The organism is Mucilaginibacter kameinonensis, assembly GCF_003675385.1.
Classification (GTDB): Bacteria; Bacteroidota; Bacteroidia; order Sphingobacteriales; family Sphingobacteriaceae; genus Mucilaginibacter; species Mucilaginibacter kameinonensis.
In genome coordinates, this window is the sequence record NZ_RCWZ01000001.1 from 802,846 (window position 1) to 822,582 (window position 19,737).

General features: G+C 42.3%; 21 protein-coding genes. 6 read left to right on the forward strand and 15 right to left on the reverse strand.

The window, feature by feature from the left end:
- The first annotated feature begins 190 nt into the window (after positions 1–190).
- On the forward strand, positions 191–1,108 hold the full coding sequence (locus EAH55_RS03595) for a hypothetical protein (RefSeq protein WP_112571516.1): 918 nt from the start codon (positions 191–193) through the stop codon (positions 1,106–1,108).
- A 193-nt stretch (positions 1,109–1,301) separates the two neighbouring features.
- Positions 1,302–1,979 carry a metal-dependent hydrolase gene (locus tag EAH55_RS03600; protein WP_112571514.1) on the forward strand — a complete coding sequence of 226 codons (678 nt, stop codon included), beginning with the start codon at positions 1,302–1,304 and terminating at the stop codon, positions 1,977–1,979.
- Positions 1,980–2,170: 191 nt separating this feature from the next.
- Here the strand turns inward: EAH55_RS03600 and EAH55_RS03605 are convergent, their stop codons facing one another.
- The 6 genes from EAH55_RS03605 to EAH55_RS03630 form a co-directional block, all read right to left on the reverse strand.
- Positions 2,171–2,359 carry a hypothetical protein gene (locus tag EAH55_RS03605; protein ID WP_121808502.1) on the reverse strand — a complete coding sequence of 63 codons (189 nt, stop codon included), beginning with the start codon at positions 2,357–2,359 and terminating at the stop codon, positions 2,171–2,173.
- 73 nt (positions 2,360–2,432) lie between these two features.
- Positions 2,433–3,695, reverse strand: a complete 1,263-nt coding sequence (locus EAH55_RS03610; RefSeq protein ID WP_112571510.1) for a glucose-1-phosphate adenylyltransferase — start codon at positions 3,693–3,695, stop codon at positions 2,433–2,435.
- Complete coding sequence (locus tag EAH55_RS03615) at positions 3,692–5,116, reverse strand: glycogen synthase (protein ID WP_121808503.1); 1,425 nt, start codon at positions 5,114–5,116, stop codon at positions 3,692–3,694. The genes EAH55_RS03610 and EAH55_RS03615 overlap by 4 nt, the downstream gene beginning before the upstream one ends.
- A gap of 335 nt (positions 5,117–5,451) precedes the next feature.
- Positions 5,452–8,259, reverse strand: coding sequence for a DNA polymerase I (gene polA, locus EAH55_RS03620; RefSeq protein WP_121809023.1), 2,808 nt, complete (start codon positions 8,257–8,259; stop codon positions 5,452–5,454).
- A gap of 116 nt (positions 8,260–8,375) precedes the next feature.
- Positions 8,376–8,957, reverse strand: a complete 582-nt coding sequence (locus tag EAH55_RS03625) for a DNA-3-methyladenine glycosylase I (protein WP_121808504.1) — start codon at positions 8,955–8,957, stop codon at positions 8,376–8,378.
- Between the two features lie 259 nt (positions 8,958–9,216).
- Entirely contained in the window at positions 9,217–9,564 is a 348-nt protein-coding gene (locus EAH55_RS03630) for a carboxymuconolactone decarboxylase family protein (RefSeq protein WP_121808505.1), read from the reverse strand.
- Between the two features lie 113 nt (positions 9,565–9,677).
- Between EAH55_RS03630 and EAH55_RS03635 the strand changes: the two genes are divergently transcribed.
- From EAH55_RS03635 to EAH55_RS03645, 3 genes are read left to right on the forward strand one after another with little or no spacing between them, the layout of a single operon-like run.
- A complete protein-coding gene (locus tag EAH55_RS03635; protein WP_121808506.1) occupies positions 9,678–10,055 on the forward strand; it encodes a VOC family protein in 378 nt (125 codons plus the stop codon).
- A 41-nt stretch (positions 10,056–10,096) separates the two neighbouring features.
- Entirely contained in the window at positions 10,097–10,456 is a 360-nt protein-coding gene (locus EAH55_RS03640) for a VOC family protein (protein WP_121808507.1), read from the forward strand.
- 25 nt (positions 10,457–10,481) lie between these two features.
- Positions 10,482–11,885, forward strand: a complete 1,404-nt coding sequence (locus EAH55_RS03645; protein WP_121808508.1) for a serine hydrolase — start codon at positions 10,482–10,484, stop codon at positions 11,883–11,885.
- Between the two features lie 12 nt (positions 11,886–11,897).
- Here EAH55_RS03645 and EAH55_RS03650 read toward each other — a convergent pair whose 3' ends face one another.
- The 9 genes from EAH55_RS03650 to EAH55_RS03690 all read right to left on the reverse strand — a co-directional run bounded on the left by EAH55_RS03650 (position 11,898) and on the right by EAH55_RS03690 (position 17,836).
- Complete coding sequence (locus EAH55_RS03650) at positions 11,898–12,230, reverse strand: MGMT family protein (RefSeq protein WP_121808509.1); 333 nt, start codon at positions 12,228–12,230, stop codon at positions 11,898–11,900.
- Positions 12,230–12,889, reverse strand: coding sequence for a tRNA (guanosine(46)-N7)-methyltransferase TrmB (gene trmB / locus EAH55_RS03655; RefSeq protein ID WP_112571492.1), 660 nt, complete (start codon positions 12,887–12,889; stop codon positions 12,230–12,232). Before trmB ends, EAH55_RS03650 begins: the two co-directional genes overlap by 1 nt.
- A 105-nt stretch (positions 12,890–12,994) precedes the next feature.
- On the reverse strand, positions 12,995–13,441 hold the full coding sequence (locus EAH55_RS03660) for a hypothetical protein (protein ID WP_114940877.1): 447 nt from the start codon (positions 13,439–13,441) through the stop codon (positions 12,995–12,997).
- A gap of 3 nt (positions 13,442–13,444) precedes the next feature.
- Positions 13,445–13,795: a phage holin family protein gene (locus tag EAH55_RS03665; RefSeq protein ID WP_112571488.1), complete on the reverse strand. Its 351-nt coding sequence runs from the start codon at positions 13,793–13,795 to the stop codon at positions 13,445–13,447.
- 63 nt (positions 13,796–13,858) lie between these two features.
- On the reverse strand, positions 13,859–14,125 hold the full coding sequence (locus EAH55_RS03670) for a YtxH domain-containing protein (RefSeq protein WP_090532345.1): 267 nt from the start codon (positions 14,123–14,125) through the stop codon (positions 13,859–13,861).
- Positions 14,126–14,288: 163 nt separating this feature from the next.
- Positions 14,289–15,326 carry an AI-2E family transporter gene (locus EAH55_RS03675; protein ID WP_121808510.1) on the reverse strand — a complete coding sequence of 346 codons (1,038 nt, stop codon included), beginning with the start codon at positions 15,324–15,326 and terminating at the stop codon, positions 14,289–14,291.
- A gap of 81 nt (positions 15,327–15,407) precedes the next feature.
- A complete protein-coding gene (locus EAH55_RS03680) occupies positions 15,408–15,611 on the reverse strand; it encodes a hypothetical protein (protein ID WP_121808511.1) in 204 nt (67 codons plus the stop codon).
- Positions 15,612–15,615: 4 nt separating this feature from the next.
- The gene (locus EAH55_RS03685) at positions 15,616–17,061 is read right to left on the reverse strand and encodes a sigma-54-dependent transcriptional regulator (RefSeq protein ID WP_121808512.1); all 1,446 of its coding nucleotides are present in this window, start codon (positions 17,059–17,061) and stop codon (positions 15,616–15,618) included.
- Between the two features lie 172 nt (positions 17,062–17,233).
- Entirely contained in the window at positions 17,234–17,836 is a 603-nt protein-coding gene (locus EAH55_RS03690; RefSeq protein WP_162996737.1) for an outer membrane beta-barrel protein, read from the reverse strand.
- Between the two features lie 400 nt (positions 17,837–18,236).
- On the opposite strand from EAH55_RS03690, the gene EAH55_RS03695 reads away from it, so the two are divergent.
- A complete protein-coding gene (locus EAH55_RS03695; protein WP_162996738.1) occupies positions 18,237–19,439 on the forward strand; it encodes an alkaline phosphatase family protein in 1,203 nt (400 codons plus the stop codon).
- The last annotated feature ends 298 nt before the right edge of the window (positions 19,440–19,737 follow it).

The following is a 19,737-nucleotide window of genomic DNA, read 5'->3' on the forward strand; positions in this document are numbered from 1 at the left end:
TTTTTTTAAATCATATTTTTATTGTTTTAACGTTCATTATGTTAACCATTAAAAATAAACAACCTGTATATACTTGCAGGATAGTGCTTTACATCAATTAACAGTTGATATTTCGCCAAAAACAAACACTATAGCTAAGCTTTTGTTATACCACTTGCTTAACTATGCTAAAACTTAACATTTAATTGCTATGGAAAACCAATCTGGGCAACAACAACCTAAGAAAAACTCAAACGTCATTTATTTTCTTATTGTAGTAGTACTTGCTTTATTGGGTACCGATGTGTACCTGTACCTGCAAAAAAACAACTCCGATAAAAAAATAGTTTATCAGCATGATGAGCAAACGAGGCTGCAAACCGAGCTTGATAGTCTTGAATCGCAGGTTGAACAGGTCACCGCAGGCAAAGCCAAAATGACCGCCGCATTAACGGCAAAAAACGACTCATTAAAGTCTACCATTAAAGTTCTGAGGGCCAAACTGGCTAAAGGTAAACTTACCGCACAGGAGCTTGCAAAAGTTCAGGAAGATGTTAAACAGCTCCGCTATTTTGTAACCAAATACACCGCAGATATCGAAGAGCTTAAAAAACAAAACACCTCACTTACCAACGAAAGGGACACCTTAAAAACAAACCTGGCAACGGTTGCTAAAAAGGTAGATACCCTGTCTAAACAAAATGAAGACCTTGGCGCTAAGGTGAAAGTTGCCCAGGCGCTTAAGCTGGCCACATCAGATGTGGTGGCCTATAAAATACGGGGCAGCGGTAAAGAGGTGGATGTTACCCGTGCAAATCCGGCTAAAAAATTGAAAATCAATTTCACAGTCGCAAGCAATACACTGGCTACAAAAGCAATGCACGATATTTATGTGCGTGTGATTGACCCAACCGGTAACCTGATCACCGCACCAGATTCAGGTACTTTCAGTGCCGACGGCCAGGATTTGCAATACACTTATAAAACATCAATCGACTTTAAGGATGATGGTTCACAATACACCATTGACTGGATTAACCCAACCCTTCCATTCCAGAAAGGCACTTACACCATTATGCTTTATGCTGATGGCGGTACCATGGGTAAAACAGGTATAACACTTAAGTAAATACGGATTTTTCCGAAAGATATAAAAGCCGGGTTTGTTGCAGCAAACCCGGCTTTTTGCATTTAATAACTTATTCCGGAATAATAAAAAGTTGCTATTTGTTGTTCAAACACATATTTGTAACTTTTCTGCCACTAAATCAAATCGCTGTTATTAAGTGTTTACTTTTGATCAGATCATAAAATAACATTCTATGAAAACTACTTATTATGGCCAGTGCGCCCTTGAGATTGTAACCGGAGGAAAGAAATTGCTTTTCGATCCGTTCATAAGCCCTAACCCACTGGCAAAAGATATCGATATTCACAGCATTAAACCTGATTACATCCTGGTATCGCACGGACATGGCGACCACGTGGCCGACCTTTTGGAGATTGCTAAAAGCAGCGGCGCAAAGGTAATTTGCATTGCCGAAATTGCCGGCTGGCTTGGCACTAAAGGCATCGAAAATGTACACGGAATGAATATTGGCGGCGGCTTTAATTTCGATTTCGGTCGTGTTAAAATGGTGAATGCCGTGCATTCAAGTACTTTGCCTGATGGCTCTCCGGGCGGTAACCCTGCAGGTTTTTTAATTTATGCTGAAGGTAAAGTGATCTATTTTGCTGGTGATACAGCGCTTACTTATGACATGAAGCTGCTGGCCGATGAAAATCTCGACTGGGCATTTTTGCCTATCGGCGATAATTATACCATGGGCGCAGATGATGCCATTAAAGCTGCGGCGTTCATTAACTGCAAAAACATTATTGGCGTGCATTATGATTCGTTCCCGGTTATCAAAATTGATAAAGATGAAGTAGCTGAGAAGTTTATCAAAGCCGGTTTGAATTTGAAATTGCCGGCCATTGGTGAAACTTTGGATTTGTAAAACACACGTCATCCCGAACTTGTTTCGGGAACCCACGAAGCAGATTCTCATTACAGGGTGTAGACTTGTCATGTGGGATGCTGAAACAAGTTCAGCATGACGATTATAAACAAGAACCGCCCCGGCATTTGCCGGGGCGGTTTTCGCTTGATACCAACCGGACTTAAAACTTCCGGCTTCCGACTAAAGACTTATTTCCTCCTCATTTTCATGGTGTCTTTTTTCATGATGGTATCTTTTTTCATTTTTTTAGGCTTCGATTTCTTCTTGGTAGTATCAGTTTGCATAACGCCTTTGGATGGGCGAACTAATGTGCCATGAGCGAAAACGCTGCTGAAACTGATCGCTGCTAAAGCAATCATACATAGTGCCTTTTTCATAGTTGATTATGTTTTAAATGGTTTGTACCTATTATAACAAATTAACTATGAATTGTTTTCTCTTGTTTTTTAATTAAATAACTGTGCCACTTGGTATTATAGCACGTTTCTTAACTACAACAATACCGTCTTGCACCGTGTGTGTGCCATAATCACCGTCTTCAAGCTTTTCGCCACAGTTAATGGTTACGTTATCGCCTATGTATGTGTTTTTGTCGATGATCGCGTTTTTAATGTGGCAATTATCTCCAATACCCATAATTGGCGAAGCACTCTCTTTCGATTCGGCAATTTGCTCCAGTGTTTGATAGTTGTCGCTACCCATCACATAGCAGTTTTCAATAATGGTATTAACACCAATACGGGTACGGATACCTATTATCGAATGTGTGATCTGCTTGGCGTTGATGATACAACCATCTGCAACGATAGACTTTTCCATCAGCGTACCAGATATTTTTGACGGTGGCAGCATGCGCGCACGGGTATATATCGGGTTTTTATCAAACAGGTTAAACTTAGGGATATTATCGGTTAAGCCCAGGTTTGCTTCAAAGAATGAAGGAATAGTACCGATATCTGTCCAGTAACCCTCGTATTGGTAGCTGGCTACGCGGTGGCCTTCAATTGATTGCGGGATAATTTCTTTACCAAAATCGGTACGTTCGTTGCCCTCAAGCAAATCATACAACAATTTGCGGTTAAAGATGTAGATACCCATAGATGCCAGGTATACACGGCCTTCGGCCTGCATTTCCGGACTAACTTCTGATGCCCAGCTTTCGAAATTGCTTTTTGGCTTTTCGATGAACGAGGTGATCATGTTGTTTTCGTCTGTTTTCAGGATACCAAAGCCCGGAACATCAGCTGCATCAACCGGGATGGTAGCAATTGAAATTTCGGCGTTGGTTTCGATATGATGGTTGATCATATCTTCAAAATCCATCTGATATAGCTGATCGCCAGAAAGGATCAGAACATACTCAAACTCATGTACTGCCAAATGGTGTAAGCTTTGCCTAACCGCATCTGCCGTGCCCTGGAACCAGGCTACACTTGATGGCGTTTGTTCCGCCGCAAGGATATCAACAAACGCATCACTAAAGCTACTGAAGTGATAAGTGTTTTTGATATGCTTGTTTAACGATGCCGAGTTAAACTGCGTTAACACATAAATACGCGTAATGCCCGAGTGCAGACAGTTTGAAATGGGAATATCCACCAAACGATATTTACCCGCAATTGGTACTGCCGGTTTCGACCGCGTTGCGGTTAGCGGTGATAAGCGGCTGCCCTGGCCGCCACCGAGCACAATGGAAATTACTTTGGATGTCATATAGTGAGTTTTAAGCTTTCGTATAGTTCAATGTATTGTTGTGTTGAGCGTGTCCACGAAAAATCAAGCGCCATCATTTGTTTGCGCAGCAGCTGCATTTTCGTAGTGTCCTGATAAAGTTGTTTGGCCCTGAACACCGAGTGGCATATATCCTGAACACTGGCTTGTACAAAGCGGATACCATATCCGCCCTCGTCGCCAAAGTCAATAACAGAATCATTGAGGCCTCCTGTTGTGCGTACAATAGGCATAGTGCCGTAACGCAGCGCATATAATTGGTTAAGACCACATGGCTCTACGCGTGATGGCATCAGCAGGAAATCGGCCCCGGCATATATCAGGTGAGCCAACGATTCATCATAGCCGATAAATACATTGCAATGTTCCGGGTATTTATTTTTTAGTTGAAGTAGCGCCAGTTCGTTTTCCTTGTCGCCGGCCCCTAATATCACAAAGTTTATTTCGCCCTCGTTCTCCAGCAGGCTGCGCTCAATTGCGGCAGGCAGCAAATCGGCACCTTTTTCAACAACTAAACGCCCGATAAAGGTGAATAATGGTTTTTCAGGATCAAGTTCAAAGCGCTTGCAAATGGCCTCTTTATTAGCCCTTTTACCTTTAGCCAATGTTTTAGCCGAAAATTTAGTTGGGATCATCGGGTCGGTTTGAGGGTTCCAAACCTCGGTGTCGATGCCGTTCATGATACCGGATCCCTTTGCCCGTTCAATATAAAACAAGTATTCTAACCCGTTTGAGTTATAAGTAAGTTCCTGCAGGTAAGTTGGCGATACCGTAGTATAGCGCCAGCTGCATTTAACAGCGGCAGCAAGCGGATTAATACCACCTGCCCAGTCAAGCAATCCTGTTTTGGTAAGATCGATTTCGGGGAGTAATGAAAGTCTGTCCCAGCCGAAAGCACCGTGATACTGGCCATTATGTATAGTAAATACAGTTGGCGTATGAGCCAAACGTGTATAAAGTTTTGAATGATAAAGCAGGAAAGGTATCAGCCCGGTATGATGATCATGGCAGTGGATCAAATCGGGCGTTTGCTGCGAATAGCTGATCCAATCTAAAAATGCCAGTTGAAAGGCAATGAACTGTTCGCGTTCATCGGGGTAGCTGTATACATTTTCTCTATCAAGTAAACCTGGGATCTTCACTAAATAAAGTTCAAAACCAAGCTTATTTGTTTTTTCTTTCAGGATCTCGAAGAAAAGACGGCGGTTGCCAAGTAAGGTTGCCGCGGCAAAAACAATTTCAAAATCGTTTTCCTGGGTAAACTTACGGTCGTAAAAAGGCAAAACAACAGCAGCCTGCAAACCTGCAAGGTTCTGGTACTTAGGCAATGCGCCAACAACATCTGCCAACCCGCCAACTTTGGCAACGGGATAGCATTCAGCACTCAAATGGTATATTTTCATTCAGGTTTTATTGGCTCAATTTAAGCAAAGATTACCAAAAGAGAAACCTATGAGAATTAATATAGTTTTTAAAAATTTAGATAAAAAGCGCTGAAATATTATTATCGTTAAGATGTTATAGTTGTAAAAATGATAGGTAAAAGGGGGGATTGGGAAAGCGTCTAATCCCATACGTCATTGCGAGGAACGAAGCAATCCCCGATTTACAGAGCGACTATGCAAGTTTTTTGTTATAGTTTAGGTTATTGGGTATTTCGCTTACATGGTGGAGAATCCAGACTTACGAAGTTTTTAAAACTTCGTAAGTCTTAGGCGTAGTAAAATGCCGGGGGCAATTAATGTGCCTCCAGCCAGTTCAAACCTGTTCCAATTTCAACCATGATAGGCACCTCGGTTTTGATGGCATTTTTCATGTTATCCATAATGATTGGTTTTACAATTTCCACTTCATGATGCGGCACGTCAAACACCAACTCGTCATGTACCTGCATGGTCATGCGGGTATCCAGTTTTTGGGCTTTCAGTTCTCGATGGATGTTGATCATAGCTATTTTGATCATATCGGCAGCGGATCCCTGTATAGGGGCGTTGATGGCATTTCGCTCGGCAAAACCACGAACGGTTGCATTGGCAGAATTAATATCGCGCAGATAACGGCGACGCCCCATCAGCGTACATACGTACCCGTTTTCGCGCGCGAAATTCATGGTATCGCTCATGTATTGTTTGATACCTGCAAACTGTACAAAGTATTGTTCAATGATTTCAGCGGCTTCTTTACGCGGGATGCCCAGACTTTGTGATAAGCCAAATGCCGACTGACCGTAAATAATACCGAAGTTAACCGCTTTAGCATTTCGGCGCTGATCGCTGGTTACCTCGTCAAGCCCGATACCATAAACATTGGCAGCTGTGGCTGTATGGATATCGTGGTTATTGATAAAGGCCTGCATCATGTTCGGATCCTTGCTAATCTCGGCTATAATGCGAAGCTCGATCTGCGAGTAATCGGCAGATACAATAGTATGGTTATTATCCCTCGGGATAAAAGCTTTCCTTACCTCACGGCCACGCTCGGTACGGATCGGGATATTTTGCAGGTTGGGGTTAACACTGCTTAAACGACCTGTTGCGGCAACAGCCTGGTTATATGATGTGTGTACCCTGCCGGTTTTCGGGTTAACCATCTGCGGCAACGCATCCACATAAGTTGATTTTAATTTTTGAAGCTGACGGAAATCAAGGATATCACGCACGATATCGCTTTTGGCAGCTAAAGAAAGTAACACATCCTCGCCGGTTTGGTATTGACCTGTTTTGGTTTTCTTGGCTTTAGGGTCAAGCAACAGTTTTTCAAACAATACCTCACCCAATTGCTTTGGCGACGCGATATTGAATTTTACACCTGCCTTTTCATAAACTGTTTTCTCGTACTGGGCTATGTCGGTTTCTAATTGCTTACTGAAATCGCGCAGGGTGTCATGGTCTATTTTTACACCTTCGTACTCCATATCGGCAAGTACATAGATCAGCGGGTGCTCTATCTCATTTACCAGTTTTTCACCTTCAACCTCTTTTAATTTCGGCTCGAAAACATTTTTGAGTTGTAAGGTAATGTCGGCATCTTCGGCTGCGTACTCTTTTATTTTTTCAAACTCCACATCGCGCATATTGCCCTGGTTTTTGCCTTTGGCGCCAATAAGCTCGGTGATGGACACAGGTTTATAACCCAGGTAGTTTTCTGACAGGATATCCATGTTATGGCGCGTATCCGGATCAATGATATAGTGGGCCAGCATGGTATCAAACAAGGTGCCTTTTACCTCAATGTTGTACCATTTCAACATCAGGATATCAAACTTAATGTTTTGCCCTATTTTGCCGATGTTTTCGTTTTCAAGTATTTCTTTAAATTCGGTAGCAATGCTTTGCGCAGCAACCTGATCGGCTGGAACCGGTACATACCAGCCTTCGCCGGGTTTAACGGAGAACGACAGGCCTACCAACTCGCAATAGTTAGGATCGGTTCCGGTGGTTTCGGTATCGAAACAAAATGTTTGCTGTTGGGCTAATATTTTAATGAGGTCTGCACGCTTTTCGGCAGTATCGGCCAAATGATATTCGTGCGGGGTATTGTTAATGTTTTTGGCGGCGATAGTAAGGTCCTCATGGATGTCTTCCACATCAACAGTCATGGTAGTGCGCCCGGTTGCTACCGGAGCCCCAAACAGATCTGTCTGTGTGCCGGCCGATTTTAACTCCGTAATACTGAAATCATCGCCAAACACGCGGCGACCAAGCGTGCGGAATTCTAATTCAGCAAACAATGGCTCTAACAATTCTTTACTTGGTGCGCATACTTCCAAACCTTCTTCATCCAGTTCAACCGGAACGTTCAGTAATATGGTAGCCAGTTTTTTGGACATCAGCCCCTGCTCTTTAAACTGCTCTACGTTTTCGCGCTGTTTGCCTTTGAGCTCGTGGCTATGGTCAAAGATGTTTTCCATCGAGCCATATTGCTTAATAAGTGCTTTGGCTGTTTTTTCGCCGATGCCCGGGATGCCCGGGATACCGTCTACCGCATCGCCCCAGAGCCCTAAAATATCTATAACCTGATCAACGCGCTCAATTTCCCATTTGGCTAATATTTCTTTAACGCCCTGTATTTCCATCTCGTTACCCATGCGGGCAGGTTTATAAATGAAAATATTATCTGATACCAGCTGACCGAAATCTTTATCGGGTGTCATGCAATAAACGGTGTAGCCCTTTTGCTCGGCTTTTTTGGCCAGGGTGCCTATAATATCGTCAGCCTCGTATCCATCAGATGTGATAACCGGGATGTTAAAGCCCAGTATGATTTTTATTACATAAGGTAAAGCCTTTGCCAAATCTTCGGGCATGGCTTCGCGGTGGGCTTTGTAGCCTTCAAAATCTGTATGCCGTTCGGTTGGTGCTTCCGTATCAAAAACCACGGCCATATGGGTGGGGGCCTCTTTTTTCAAAACATCCAGTAGGGTATTGGTAAACCCCATCATTGCCGAAGTGTTTAACCCGTTTGATGTAAACCGGGGTGTTTTACTCAAAGCAAAATGAGCCCGGTAAATGAGGGCCATGCCATCCAAAAGAAATAGTTTTTTCATAATTATTTTAACACGAATTACACCAATAAGGCAATCATCACCCAATAGCGCAGGTAATGGTTTCCTGCAAAGTACACCAATTTTAATGAATTACGCTAATACAAATTAGCGTCTGTTTATTTAAAACTACAGGTAGGAATGTGATCATTAACCATACCAGTGGCCTGCATAAAAGCATAACAAATAGTGGTGCCAAAGAACTTAAAACCACGTTTTTTCATGTCTTTAGCTATCGCGTCAGACTCGGGGCTGGTTGCCGGTGTTGCGTTAGAGTTGTTCATGATGGCTTTACCTCCCGGCATAAAACTGTACAGGTATTTATCAAAAGAGCCAAACTCTTTTTGTATATCAATAAACAGTTTAGCGTTACTGATGGATGTTTGGATTTTAAGCCGATTACGAATAATGCCTTCATCCTGCAGCAGGCGCTCAACATCATCCGCAGTAAAGGCTGCAACCTTCTGTACGTCAAAATTGGCGAATGCTTTACGGTAAGCCTCCCGACGGCGTAAAATAGTGATCCAGCTCAACCCTGCCTGCGCAGATTCAAGGATCATGAATTCAAAAAAAGTATGGTCGTCATGAACCTCTTTACCCCATTCCTGGTCGTGGTATTTAATATATAATTCATCAGTGCCTGCCCAGCGGCAGCGGGTTACTAAGTCTTGATTCTTAAGTTCTGAGTTTGAAGTTGGCATGTTTTTAAGGTTTATATGGATTATAGGCGCAATATGCCACGGCGGTTAATTTAAGGAGAAAAAGAGCGGGGAGGTGAGCGATTCCCCTCTTGAGAGGGGTGGAGGGGTGTGTTTCTGCTTTGATAAGTTAAGCGTATAAACACACCCCTGCTACCGCATGTTCCTCCGCGCCCCCTCTCAAGAGGGGAACTTAAAAACTCTTTCCCCATTATTTGCTCAAGTTAACGGCTATGGCTATGACGTGGTGAAAATGGTATACTTATTTCACTTCATTCAACTCATCCCAGTATTCAACTGCTCTTCTGTAATGCGGAATAACAATTGAGCCGCCTACCAGGTTGGCTATCATGAAGATCTCGTTCATTTCATCATGATTAACGCCGGCCTCGTGACATTTGCCGAGGTGGTATTTGATACAATCGTCGCAACGCAAAACCATGCTGGCTACCAGGCCAAGCATCTCTTTGGTTTTAACATCAAGCGCGCCGTCGGCATAACTGGTTGTATCGAGCGCAAAAAAGCGTTTGATGTTGGTATTGGCGGTCTCCATGATCCTTTCGTTCATCTTAGAGCGATAGGCGTCAAATTCTTCTACAAGTTTTCCCACGGGATGTTGTGTTTGTTAATAAAAATTTAAGCTAATTAAGCTAAAATATTTAGCATTTAAAAGAATGGATTGTTATTTTTATAGCCACTAATCAAAATTTTTACGCACTAATTATGGAAAGTTTATCGCCCAACATTTTTGTAAATGATATTAACCAAACCATCAGTTTTTATGAACTGCTGGGTTTCAAAGTTACCATGAGTGTCCCCGAAACCGGTACCTATCTGGTTTGGGCCATGATGACTAATGGCAGCGTTACCATGATGTTTCAGACGTATGATAGTTTGGGCGAAGATCTGCCTGAAATACACCGTACCGACGGAGGTTCGTTACTGTTATATATCAACCTTAAAAATATCCGTGCGTTTTTTGAAGAAATAAAGGAAAAGGTAACCGTATTAAAAGGTCTTGAAACTACTTTTTATGGCGCTACCGAGTTTTCGATAAAAGATAATAACGGCTATGTGCTTACTTTTGCCGAGCATGAATAACGTTAACAATTCGCACCCCGCAATGACGACCTCTTCACACTATGATCAACTTTAAACGCGCCGACCACATCCAGGTTTGTGTTCCGCTGGAACGGCTGGAAGAAGCAAAGATTTTTTATACGGATGTTGTGGGCTTGCAACGCATAGAACGGCCAGCCTTTAAGTCAAAAGGCTACTGGTTTCAGATAGCTGATATTCAACTGCATTTAAGTACCGAAGATGCCTTGCCTCGTACATCGCGGCATACCGCTTTTGAAGTTACTGATATTGCCGAAGCCCGTCGGCATTTGGAAAGTTATGGCGTTGAGTTTTGGGAAGAACCGATTATTCCCGGTCGCACCCGGTTTTCGTTTATTGACCCATTTGGAAACAGAATGGAATTGCTGCAGTTTACGGTGTAAATAGAAAAAGACGAATTTATTAATAATGTATTCAAAAAAATCTTTGCCAGTAGTTGCTATCGCAGCTTTTCTATTTGGCTTTTCCTGCACTTTATGCCAAGCTCAGCAACCTGTTAATAATAGTTCACAAAGTACGGAAGCAGCTCCAAACGACTATAATGACCTTGATTTTAAGATAGAAAAATGGCAGAAAGAGCTCAATATTCCCAACGTTGGGCTCGTTGTAATTGATAAAGATAAATTGGTAAAAGCGCACGTATATGGGAACGCCCGCAATGGACAACCTGCTCCCAAAGCGATGTTGTTTGAGGTAGCATCTGTCACTAAGGTAGTATTTGCCACTTTGGTGCTTAAACTGGTCCAGGATGGTAAATGGAATTTAGACGAGCCTCTTTGCAATTACTATATCGATTCCGAAGTTGCCTCGAACGTATATTCAAAAAAACTAACAACCCGGCACGTGCTAAGTCAGCAGTCGGGATTTGACAATTGGAGATGGATGAATGCTTCGGGAAAATTAACTTTTAATTTTGAACCGGGAACGAAATTTAATTATTCAGGGGAAGGTTTCGAATATCTCAGGCTGGCAATCGAGCATAGGTTCCATAAATCGCTGGCTAAGCTCTCCGACTCGTTATTGTTTAGGCCATTGCACATGAACAGCACCAGCCATGAATGGGATGGGAAAAAGGATTTTGCCTTGTATAGCGGTATGTACGATGCAGAGGGTAAAGAAATTGTGAAGAATGATTATTCTGTTCAAAGCAGCGCGGCAGCGGGTTTAACGACTACCGTAAATGACATGTCGAAATTTGCCATTGAAGTACTGAACGGCGCGCATCTTTCCGGCAAATTGTACAAAGAAATGGTTAGCAAACAGGCCTATATTAACCCCAATATTAACCAGGGCTTGGGCTGGCGCGTTATTAATGGATTGCCCAACTATGAATATGCATTGCAACATGCAGGAAATGATCCCGGAGTGGCGTCAATTATTGTATTGTTGCCAAAATCGAAACGGGGAGTGGTGGTAATGACCAACGCGGATAATGGACTCATTATGTGTAATAACATTGTGCGAGCAGCTTTTCCCGAGGGTTCGCAAATAATCTACAAAGCTTATAAGAGCGCTCCAATCAGTGAAGAACCTAAAAGAATGAGTTTGGCTACAGAAGTATTAATGTCCCGAACAGGGAATTTTAAAAGAGCGGATGGGGCAATGGTAACGGTTACTTTGAAAGGAAGTCAATTAGTACTAAGAATGTCTGGCATCCCGGATCTGTACCTCGTTCCTGAATCAGAAGATAAATTTTATCTGTTAGATTTAGACGCAAAAGTGTTTTTTACGAAGGATCAAAATGGGAAAATAACTTCGGTTTCCATTCAGGATGGCGGGAACGTAATTAAGTGCGATAAAGTAGGTAACTGAAAGCGGGTTACATCACAACGCCAGTTCTACCATCGGATCCCAGAAATGCGATTTAAAATCCTGGATCTGATCGTCAATAACTTTTACCCCTTCGCTTTCCAGCATTTCGGCCATCCTGTTACCGCCGAAATGAGCCTTTGCGGTTAACAATCCCTGGCGGTTTACTACGCGGTGGGCAGGAACGGGAGGTTTTACATTTCCGGCTGCCTGCATAGCCCATCCCACCATACGCGATGAACCTTTGGTGCCAAGGTAAGCCGCTATAGCGCCATAAGAGGTTACCCGTCCCGGTGGAATAAGACGCGCTACCTGGTATACTTTTTCAAAAAAATTAATCTCTTCCATTAAGCTTTTACAGGAAATGAAAACTTAAGGTAGTTAATGTTCTTGTTATCCTGTAAATATTTTTTCTCGTAGTAGGTTTTGATAGACAGCACTTCATCTGCATGCTCCGAATGATAAAGATCTTCGGTTTTAACGTGAAGGTTCAATTTAAGCTCGTCTATCTTTTCGGCAGTGTAGGCATGCAAACCATCATTATCAGTTTTGAGGTTAACGAAGCCTCCTGGCTTAAGTATGATCACATATTTATCCAGGAAACGTGGTGAGGTGAGGCGCTTTTTCTCGCGACTTAGCTGGGGCTGAGGGTCGGGGAAGGTAATCCAGATCTCATCAACTTCGCCGGGAGCAAAATAATCGAGCAGGTTTTCAATCTGAATACGTAAAAAGGCAACATTGGGTACACCATCTTCAATAGCAGTTTTAGCGCCGCGCCAGATGCGGTTGCCCTTATAATCGATACCTATAAAGTTTTTATCGGGAAACATGCGGGCAAGGTTTACGGTGTATTCGCCTTTACCGCAGGCCAGTTCAAGCACTACCGGGTTATCGTTCTTAAAAAACTCGCGGCTCCACTGGCCTTTAAAAGGTTTGCCGGCATCTAATTGCAGTACGTTATTAAAGGTTTCAATCTCGGCAAAACGTCTTATCTTATCTTTTCCCACTTTAATTTTTAAAATAAAGCGCAAAAATATCTAATAAGCACCAATTTTACGAATTTAAACCTAACTGAGGCTCAAGGCGCTTATCAGACCGGGCGAAATAAGGATTTATACCGCAGCCCCACCTACCGGCTTAACATATGGTGCCGGTTTGTATTCCTTATCCTCTTTCTTTTTGGTGAATTTGCTAAATAATGCTTTTGCTTTATCCCAAATACCGCTAACTGCATCCTCATTAACATAGTTTGACGCTTTTTGCGAAACAAGGCCAACCAGCGTTTTTACCAAAAAATTTGAATGCTTAAATAAAGTTTTGTTTAAGGCGAGCGGGATAATAAACCTGGAAACAAGGTTCAGAATATCCGGATGAAAGAAGCTGGTACCCTTTATCCCATCAGTATCGTTTGAACGCGGGAACAGTGTGAGCGCGGTAGAAAAAATAGCCGATGGACTATTGAAGCGCGCTTTAAGCGCAACGCTTTGCTGTTTTTCGAGTGCTTTAAGCCTGAATATTTCGGCCTGCAGATCGCTTACGTTTGTGATATGAAGATCCATGGTTTATCGTTTAAATATTTTTTGAATAAAGATGTTAATAAGCGGCCTTTCAAGGTGTCGTTTAAATATCTTGATAAACATGGCTATCAAAAAGTAAAGGACGGCTACACATCCAAAACCTTCCCAGTAGGAGTGAAAAACATCGGCCAGAAAAAAACCGAGCGTAACACTGGCAAAAAGAAAGGCCAGCACCATGCTGATCACAACTACCACATCGGCAATTACACTTGCCAGTATGGATGATCCGCCTTCAATTGCTTCATATTTTAAAAGCTTAAACCGTGTTTCGGCGTACTCTTTTAACTGGTCAATAATGGGTGGTAATGGTGGTTGGGTATCTTTTTTCTCTTCCATAGGGTAAGGTTATATATCCCGGATATGGTGTTCATCCACATCCGGGATTGGTGTTATACATGCTTATGCGTGCTCAAGGTCATCCTGGTATTCTTCTTCAGCGCCTTTGATTTTCGACTTAATGTTTTCAACAACTTTGTCTTTTAAACCAACCAGGTTGTCAATTTCAGCAGCTGCAGTATCTTTTATTGACTCGCCAAGGTTTTTTAACGATTCGGTAAGCTTGTCGCGGGTTTCATTTCCTTTATCAGGTGCAAACAAAATGCCTAACGCTGCCCCTGCTGCTAAACCGGCAAGCAATGCAACAACTACTTTTGAGTTATCATTCATTGTAATATAATTTAAAGTTGAACATTTGATTAGTTACTCGTAAATATCCTGCCAAATATGTGTATTTGGCGCATTTATTTTTATTTAAGTATAAATTAACTTTTATCTGATTAATAAATTTTACCCTGTGTTCACAAAACTGTTCAGGGCTGTACGGTATAATTTATACACTGCTGTTTATCCGCTCAAGCCTGTCGGCCGCCATGCGGTTTGTTTCATATATCTCCAGCAACAGCAGGAAATAAGATAACAGCACCGGGCCAAATACCAGGCCCAGGATACCAAACAAAGGTAAGCCAATAAATACCCCGATTATTGAAATTATGGGGTGCGTGTTGGCTATGCGCTTGTTAATGATCATGCGTAAAACATTGTCAATATTACCTATAACCAGTAAACCGTAAACAAGTATTGCTACCCCCTGCCAGTTATGTCCCTGTGCAAATAATATAATACTTGCCGGAATACACAAGGTTGGCGCTCCAACAACAGGTAAAAAAGATATGAATGCCCCTATTACCCCCCAAAATACAGCATCCGGAATACTTAGTGCGTAAAAGCCCAGAGCCAGCAAAAAGCCCTGTGTGGCGGCAATTATACCTTGTCCTAAAACGTTGGAATAGGTAGAATCGCGTAGGGCGGCTGCAAATTTTAATGCATGCTGCTCTCGGAAAGGCGCATATTTTAACATGCCGGCCTCAAACTCACGCATTTGGGTAAGCATAAAATACAAAAGAAAATACAGTACCAACAGGGTAATAATAATGTTGGCTGCGCTGCTTAATATTGATGGAAACAGGCCTGTGCCAAAAGTCCCGAGCTTTTGAAGGGTGTCTTCAGCAAAATGGGGCTGATTTAAATTGGACGCCGCAAAAGCATCAATTTTTGATGTCCATTGGTCAATAGGCAGGTCTTTTATATTGATGCTTGAAATTTTGCCCACAATCATGATGCTCAGCGTTAGGAAAGGGATAACGATGACGATAAGCGAGCTGAAAATGATGAGCAGGGCTACCAGTGTTTTGTTCCAGTTGCGTTTTTCGACCAGGTTTACAAACAGCGGCCTGAAAATGGTAAACAATACTACAGCACCAAGTATCGAACTAAATAAACCGCTAATTGCGTAAAGTAAAAAACAGCCCAGTATAATAATGCTTACCAGGATGATGTTATTGCGTTGTTTATAGTTGAATACTGACATTTAGGCTGTTGTGTTGATATTTGCTTAAAACAAAAAAACGCCAAAAAGTTTTGGCGTTTCAAGTATTAATTGCAACGCCTTTTAGTTGGTATCGTTAAGGAGGTTATTGATCCGGGTTGAGCTTATCTCTATGGTATCCATGTAAAACAAACAATCCGACGTTGGGTTAGGTATTTCGTACCGCAACTGCTCAAGCGCAAGGTGTATGTTTGATAGTTGATTTTTTATATCGTGCCTTAATTTGCGCAAGGCTTCGGCGTCGTTTTTATCTTCATTAGCCCCCATATTACTATTTAAGGTTAATGGCCTTCATTTTGTTATAAAGCGTTTTACGGTCGATGTTCAGGATCTCGGCGGCTTTGGTTTTATTGAAGTTAACCTCCCTAAGCACCCTGATGATGGTTTCATATTCGGCTTCAAGCGCGGCGTTTTTTAGATCATGACGGGTTTCCTTAACCTCTGGGGCCTCATACGGTTTAGCAACCGGTTGCTGTTGCGTGAAATGATTAGGTGCTTCGTATGATAACTTATAGGTCGACATTTCAAGCGGCAATGCTTTAAGTGTAATCTCGTTACCTTCGGCCAAAAGCGCCGCACGGCGGATCACGTTTTTAAGCTCGCGGATGTTACCCTGCCAGCGGTAGTTCATAAAGCAATCCACAACTTCCTGCGAAAAGGATTCGACATTGCGGCCAAGCTCCTGGTTAGCTATTTTTAAAAAGTGTTCGGCCAGTAATATGATATCATGTCCGCGCTCACGCAATGGCGGCATGTAAATGCTGAACTCGTTAAAGCGATGATAAAGATCCTCACGGAAACGGCCCTTTTGGATGCCTTCCTGCAGGTTTTCGTTGGTGGCTATGATAATACGCACATCAAGGTCAATCTCTTTGGTGCTGCCTATCCTTTTAACCTTGCGTTCCTGTACGGTACGAAGCAATGCGGCCTGGATCTCGTATGAAAGGTTGCCCACTTCATCTAAAAACAGCGTACCGCCGTTAGCCATTTCAAAGTGGCCTATTTTGGTATATAAAGCGCCCGTGAATGAACCTTTTTCGTGACCGAAAAACTCACTTGCAGCAAGCTCTTTGGTTAATGAGCCGCAATCCATAGCTATGAATGGCTGGTTATGACGCGGACTGTTCAGGTGGATGCTTTTGGCAACCGACTCCTTGCCTGTACCGCTTTCGCCTAAAATAATAACGCTGTAATTGGTTGGCGCTACCAGTTCAATCTGCCGGGCAAGCTCTTTTGATGCACGACTGGTGCCGGTAACAAATTCGGCGGCAAAAACAGTTTTTTTAACAGTATTGGTCTTTGCTTTTTCGGAAACAATAGCGGCTTGTGGTTCTTCATCAACCTCAACCAGCGCGTGGTGAGTTTCAAGAGCCTTATTTATGGTATTTAAGATCTCATCCGGATATAGCGGCTTGGTGATATAATCATAAGCCCCCATTTTGATCAACTCAACAGCCATCTTAATGTCTGAATAGCCGGTGATGATAATAACCCCAGTTTTAGGATACTGGATTTTAATGTTACGGAGCATTTCGCGCCCGTCGGTATCTTCAAGCCTGAAATCGCAAAGTACAAGTTGATATTCACCGTTTTTCAACGCCTCCATACCCCCCGTACCACTTGATGCGGTACTAACGTCAAACCCATTTCGCGTTAAAAACTTCGATAGCAATAACGCAACATTAACTTCATCATCAATGATGAGGATCCTCTTCATATTCAGCAATTATTGTGCGGTAAATGTCTTATTAAGTGTCAAAATACAAACAATGTGCTAATTTATACGATTTATTTAATTATTAAGGTTCATATGAATTAAAAAAACAATAAAAAAGGGGAGCCCGAATGAGCTCCCCTTTTTTATGTCAAGGTATTTGTAGGGCCATATATTAAAAGCCGTACGCTACACGTAAACCTATAAAGTTCACTTTGCTTTGATCAATACCTGTTGCATATTTGGTAGTTGCTTCATAGCGGATACCAGCATCAATAAAGCTGCTTGCGCTTACAGGGAATTGTACACCAATTTGTGGAGCATAAACAAACGCGGTTGATTTGTTAGCACCTACGTCAGATTTGTTTAGCAAAAATGCTGCGCCAGCTTCACCTTGTACGTAGAAGTTGCTGATTGGGAAGTATTTCAAACCAGCTTTAACCGGGATTAAGTGGAAATCAGTTGCATCAAGACCTTGAACACCACCGATGTTGTTTTTACCAAATACATTGTTATAACCTGCGTTAACAGTAACAAATAATTGGTTTGAAACAACCGGGATATCAGCCTGAACCGAACCGCCTAAGTTCCATTTGTAGTTGTCTTTGAAATTGCCAACAGGTAAACCTGCTTCAACGCCTATGCTATAACGGATGCCACTTTTAGTTGTAGTTGATGTTGTAGATGGGGTAGTAGGTGTAGATGTTTGTGCTTTTGCACCAAAAGCTAAGCCTGCAAATGCAAGGGCTAAAGCTGAAACTTTGAATAAATTTTTCATAACTATTGTTGTGTTTTTGATATATGTTGTTTGAAACACGAAGCAAATTAACTGCATAATCCAGATTCGATTTTTCATCCAAAAGTCATGAGTATTTAATCAATTGATTGATAGTAATTTATTTTTTGACCCTATTGGTATTTTGGTCAGGATATTGTCAAATGGCCTTGTAATTGCTGTTTTTCTGTCAAAATTAACATTGTCTTAACATGGGGTTTTGAGCCTGAAAATGATGAATTCTGCGTGAAATTGGGTGAAATGGCAAAATGTCTTTCAAAAAATACTTTCAGAATTGGTCATTCAAGGCGGTTTAGTGTTAAGGATAGATCATTATTCAATTAAATTATTTCCTGTTAACATAGATGGGTTTTGAGCGGGTTATTTTCGTTAAAAAATGATCATGAAAAATATCTGCCGTTATATAATCGCTTTTATCTTATTGTTGACCGGACAAATAAGCCTGGCCCAGCAGAAACAATTTAACCAGGGTAAAAGGGTAGTGATCATTATGATGGACGGTTTTGGCATGAGTTATTTTAATAATGCCCCTATGCCGCATTTAAAAGCTATGATTGCCAAAGGCTTTTTTAAACAGGTTAACGCTTTAATGCCAACAGTTACCAATGCCAACAATACTTCAATTTGCACAGGCACCTTTCCGGAAGTAAACGGCATCAGCGGAAACTTCTTTTTAAATGACAAGGGTGAGGAAGAATACATGGAGGATAAGCACCTGGTGCTTGCCCCTACCATTTTTCAAAAGTTGAAAGCGGATGGGATTAAATCGGCGCTAATCTCCAGCAAAAAGAAAAGCACCACGCTGCTGCCCGAAGGTGCCGATATTGTAGTATCGCCGGAAACAACCGATACCTCATGGACAAATAAGATAGGCACGCCTGCAAGTATTTACAGTGCCGAAGTAAATTACTGGACAATGAAGGCCGGCATCTATTTGCTTAAAAACCGTAAGGACATCCGTTGTATCTATATCCATACTACCGATTATCCGATGCATACCTGGGCACCTGCGGATAGTAATTCTATCAGGCATTTAACTAATATTGATAACCTGATAGGCCTGATCAGTGAAACGGCTCCCGATGCTACCATCCTCATCACTGCCGATCATGACGTGAACCATAAAAGTCGCTGCATAGATGTGAAGAAAGCGTTGCAGTTGCAGCATGTTGATATTAAACTGGCGCTAAGCCCTGAGAAAGATAAATATGTAAAGCATCACCGTGGCTTTGGCGGCGCTGCTTATGTTTATCAGGGTAAAGATGATCTCCCGGAAGTAAAAAAGGCACTATATAAAATTAAGGGTGTTGAAACAGTACTTACCCGTGCCGAGGCAGCTAAAAAATATCACCTCCCGCCTGCGAGGATAAGTGATCTTGTTGTGCTTGGTGATTCGACCACCGTTTTTGGCGACCTGGAAAGCAGCCCAGAAGAAGAGCTACCGGAAACTTACCGAAGCCATGGTTCTGTTTATGAGATAAAAGTGCCGATAATTATTCTGAATGCTGCTAAAATGCCGCCTGCCTCATACTTTAATTATAATAAAGACCTGGCAGCATGGCTTACGGATAAGAAATATTGGTAGGGGTAACGCGGGAATGTGGACGCTCCTAAAATGCGATAGCCAGGGATTAATTAAAGAATACTTTGAAGAATCCCCTCTTGAGAGGGGGCGCGAAGGAATGAGCGATAGCAGGGGTGTGTTTATACGATTAGCTTATCAAAGCAGAAACACACCCCTACACCCCTCTCAAGAGCAGGGCTGTTGCATTCTAAAACATATAACGCAAGTTCAAGCGTCTTTCGCTTGAATAATAACCAAAGTAAGCGTCCACGCTTACGTCTATAACGTATTACGGGAGCGTGGACGCTCAATTAAGGCT

Bases quoted from the DNA above. Each gene is read 5' to 3' on its own strand.
- EAH55_RS03640 (WP_121808507.1), top strand. From the start codon at position 10,097: ATGATCAACTTTAAACGCGCCGACCACATCCAGGTTTGTGTTCCGCTG.
- EAH55_RS03665 (WP_112571488.1), bottom strand. From the start codon at position 13,795: ATGGAAGAGAAAAAAGATACCCAACCACCATTACCACCCATTATTGAC.
- EAH55_RS03690 (WP_162996737.1), bottom strand. From the start codon at position 17,836: ATGAAAAATTTATTCAAAGTTTCAGCTTTAGCCCTTGCATTTGCAGGC.
- EAH55_RS03625 (WP_121808504.1), bottom strand. From the start codon at position 8,957: ATGCCAACTTCAAACTCAGAACTTAAGAATCAAGACTTAGTAACCCGC.
- EAH55_RS03610 (WP_112571510.1), bottom strand. From the start codon at position 3,695: ATGACATCCAAAGTAATTTCCATTGTGCTCGGTGGCGGCCAGGGCAGC.
- EAH55_RS03595 (WP_112571516.1), top strand. From the start codon at position 191: ATGGAAAACCAATCTGGGCAACAACAACCTAAGAAAAACTCAAACGTC.
- EAH55_RS03600 (WP_112571514.1), top strand. From the start codon at position 1,302: ATGAAAACTACTTATTATGGCCAGTGCGCCCTTGAGATTGTAACCGGA.
- EAH55_RS03675 (WP_121808510.1), bottom strand. From the start codon at position 15,326: ATGTCAGTATTCAACTATAAACAACGCAATAACATCATCCTGGTAAGC.
- EAH55_RS03680 (WP_121808511.1), bottom strand. From the start codon at position 15,611: ATGGGGGCTAATGAAGATAAAAACGACGCCGAAGCCTTGCGCAAATTA.
- EAH55_RS03635 (WP_121808506.1), top strand. From the start codon at position 9,678: ATGGAAAGTTTATCGCCCAACATTTTTGTAAATGATATTAACCAAACC.
- EAH55_RS03645 (WP_121808508.1), top strand. From the start codon at position 10,482: ATGTATTCAAAAAAATCTTTGCCAGTAGTTGCTATCGCAGCTTTTCTA.
- EAH55_RS03670 (WP_090532345.1), bottom strand. From the start codon at position 14,125: ATGAATGATAACTCAAAAGTAGTTGTTGCATTGCTTGCCGGTTTAGCA.
- polA (WP_121809023.1), bottom strand. From the start codon at position 8,259: ATGAAAAAACTATTTCTTTTGGATGGCATGGCCCTCATTTACCGGGCT.
- EAH55_RS03650 (WP_121808509.1), bottom strand. From the start codon at position 12,230: ATGGAAGAGATTAATTTTTTTGAAAAAGTATACCAGGTAGCGCGTCTT.
- EAH55_RS03605 (WP_121808502.1), bottom strand. From the start codon at position 2,359: ATGAAAAAGGCACTATGTATGATTGCTTTAGCAGCGATCAGTTTCAGC.
- EAH55_RS03615 (WP_121808503.1), bottom strand. From the start codon at position 5,116: ATGAAAATATACCATTTGAGTGCTGAATGCTATCCCGTTGCCAAAGTT.
- EAH55_RS03660 (WP_114940877.1), bottom strand. From the start codon at position 13,441: ATGGATCTTCATATCACAAACGTAAGCGATCTGCAGGCCGAAATATTC.
- EAH55_RS03695 (WP_162996738.1), top strand. From the start codon at position 18,237: ATGAAAAATATCTGCCGTTATATAATCGCTTTTATCTTATTGTTGACC.
- EAH55_RS03685 (WP_121808512.1), bottom strand. From the start codon at position 17,061: ATGAAGAGGATCCTCATCATTGATGATGAAGTTAATGTTGCGTTATTG.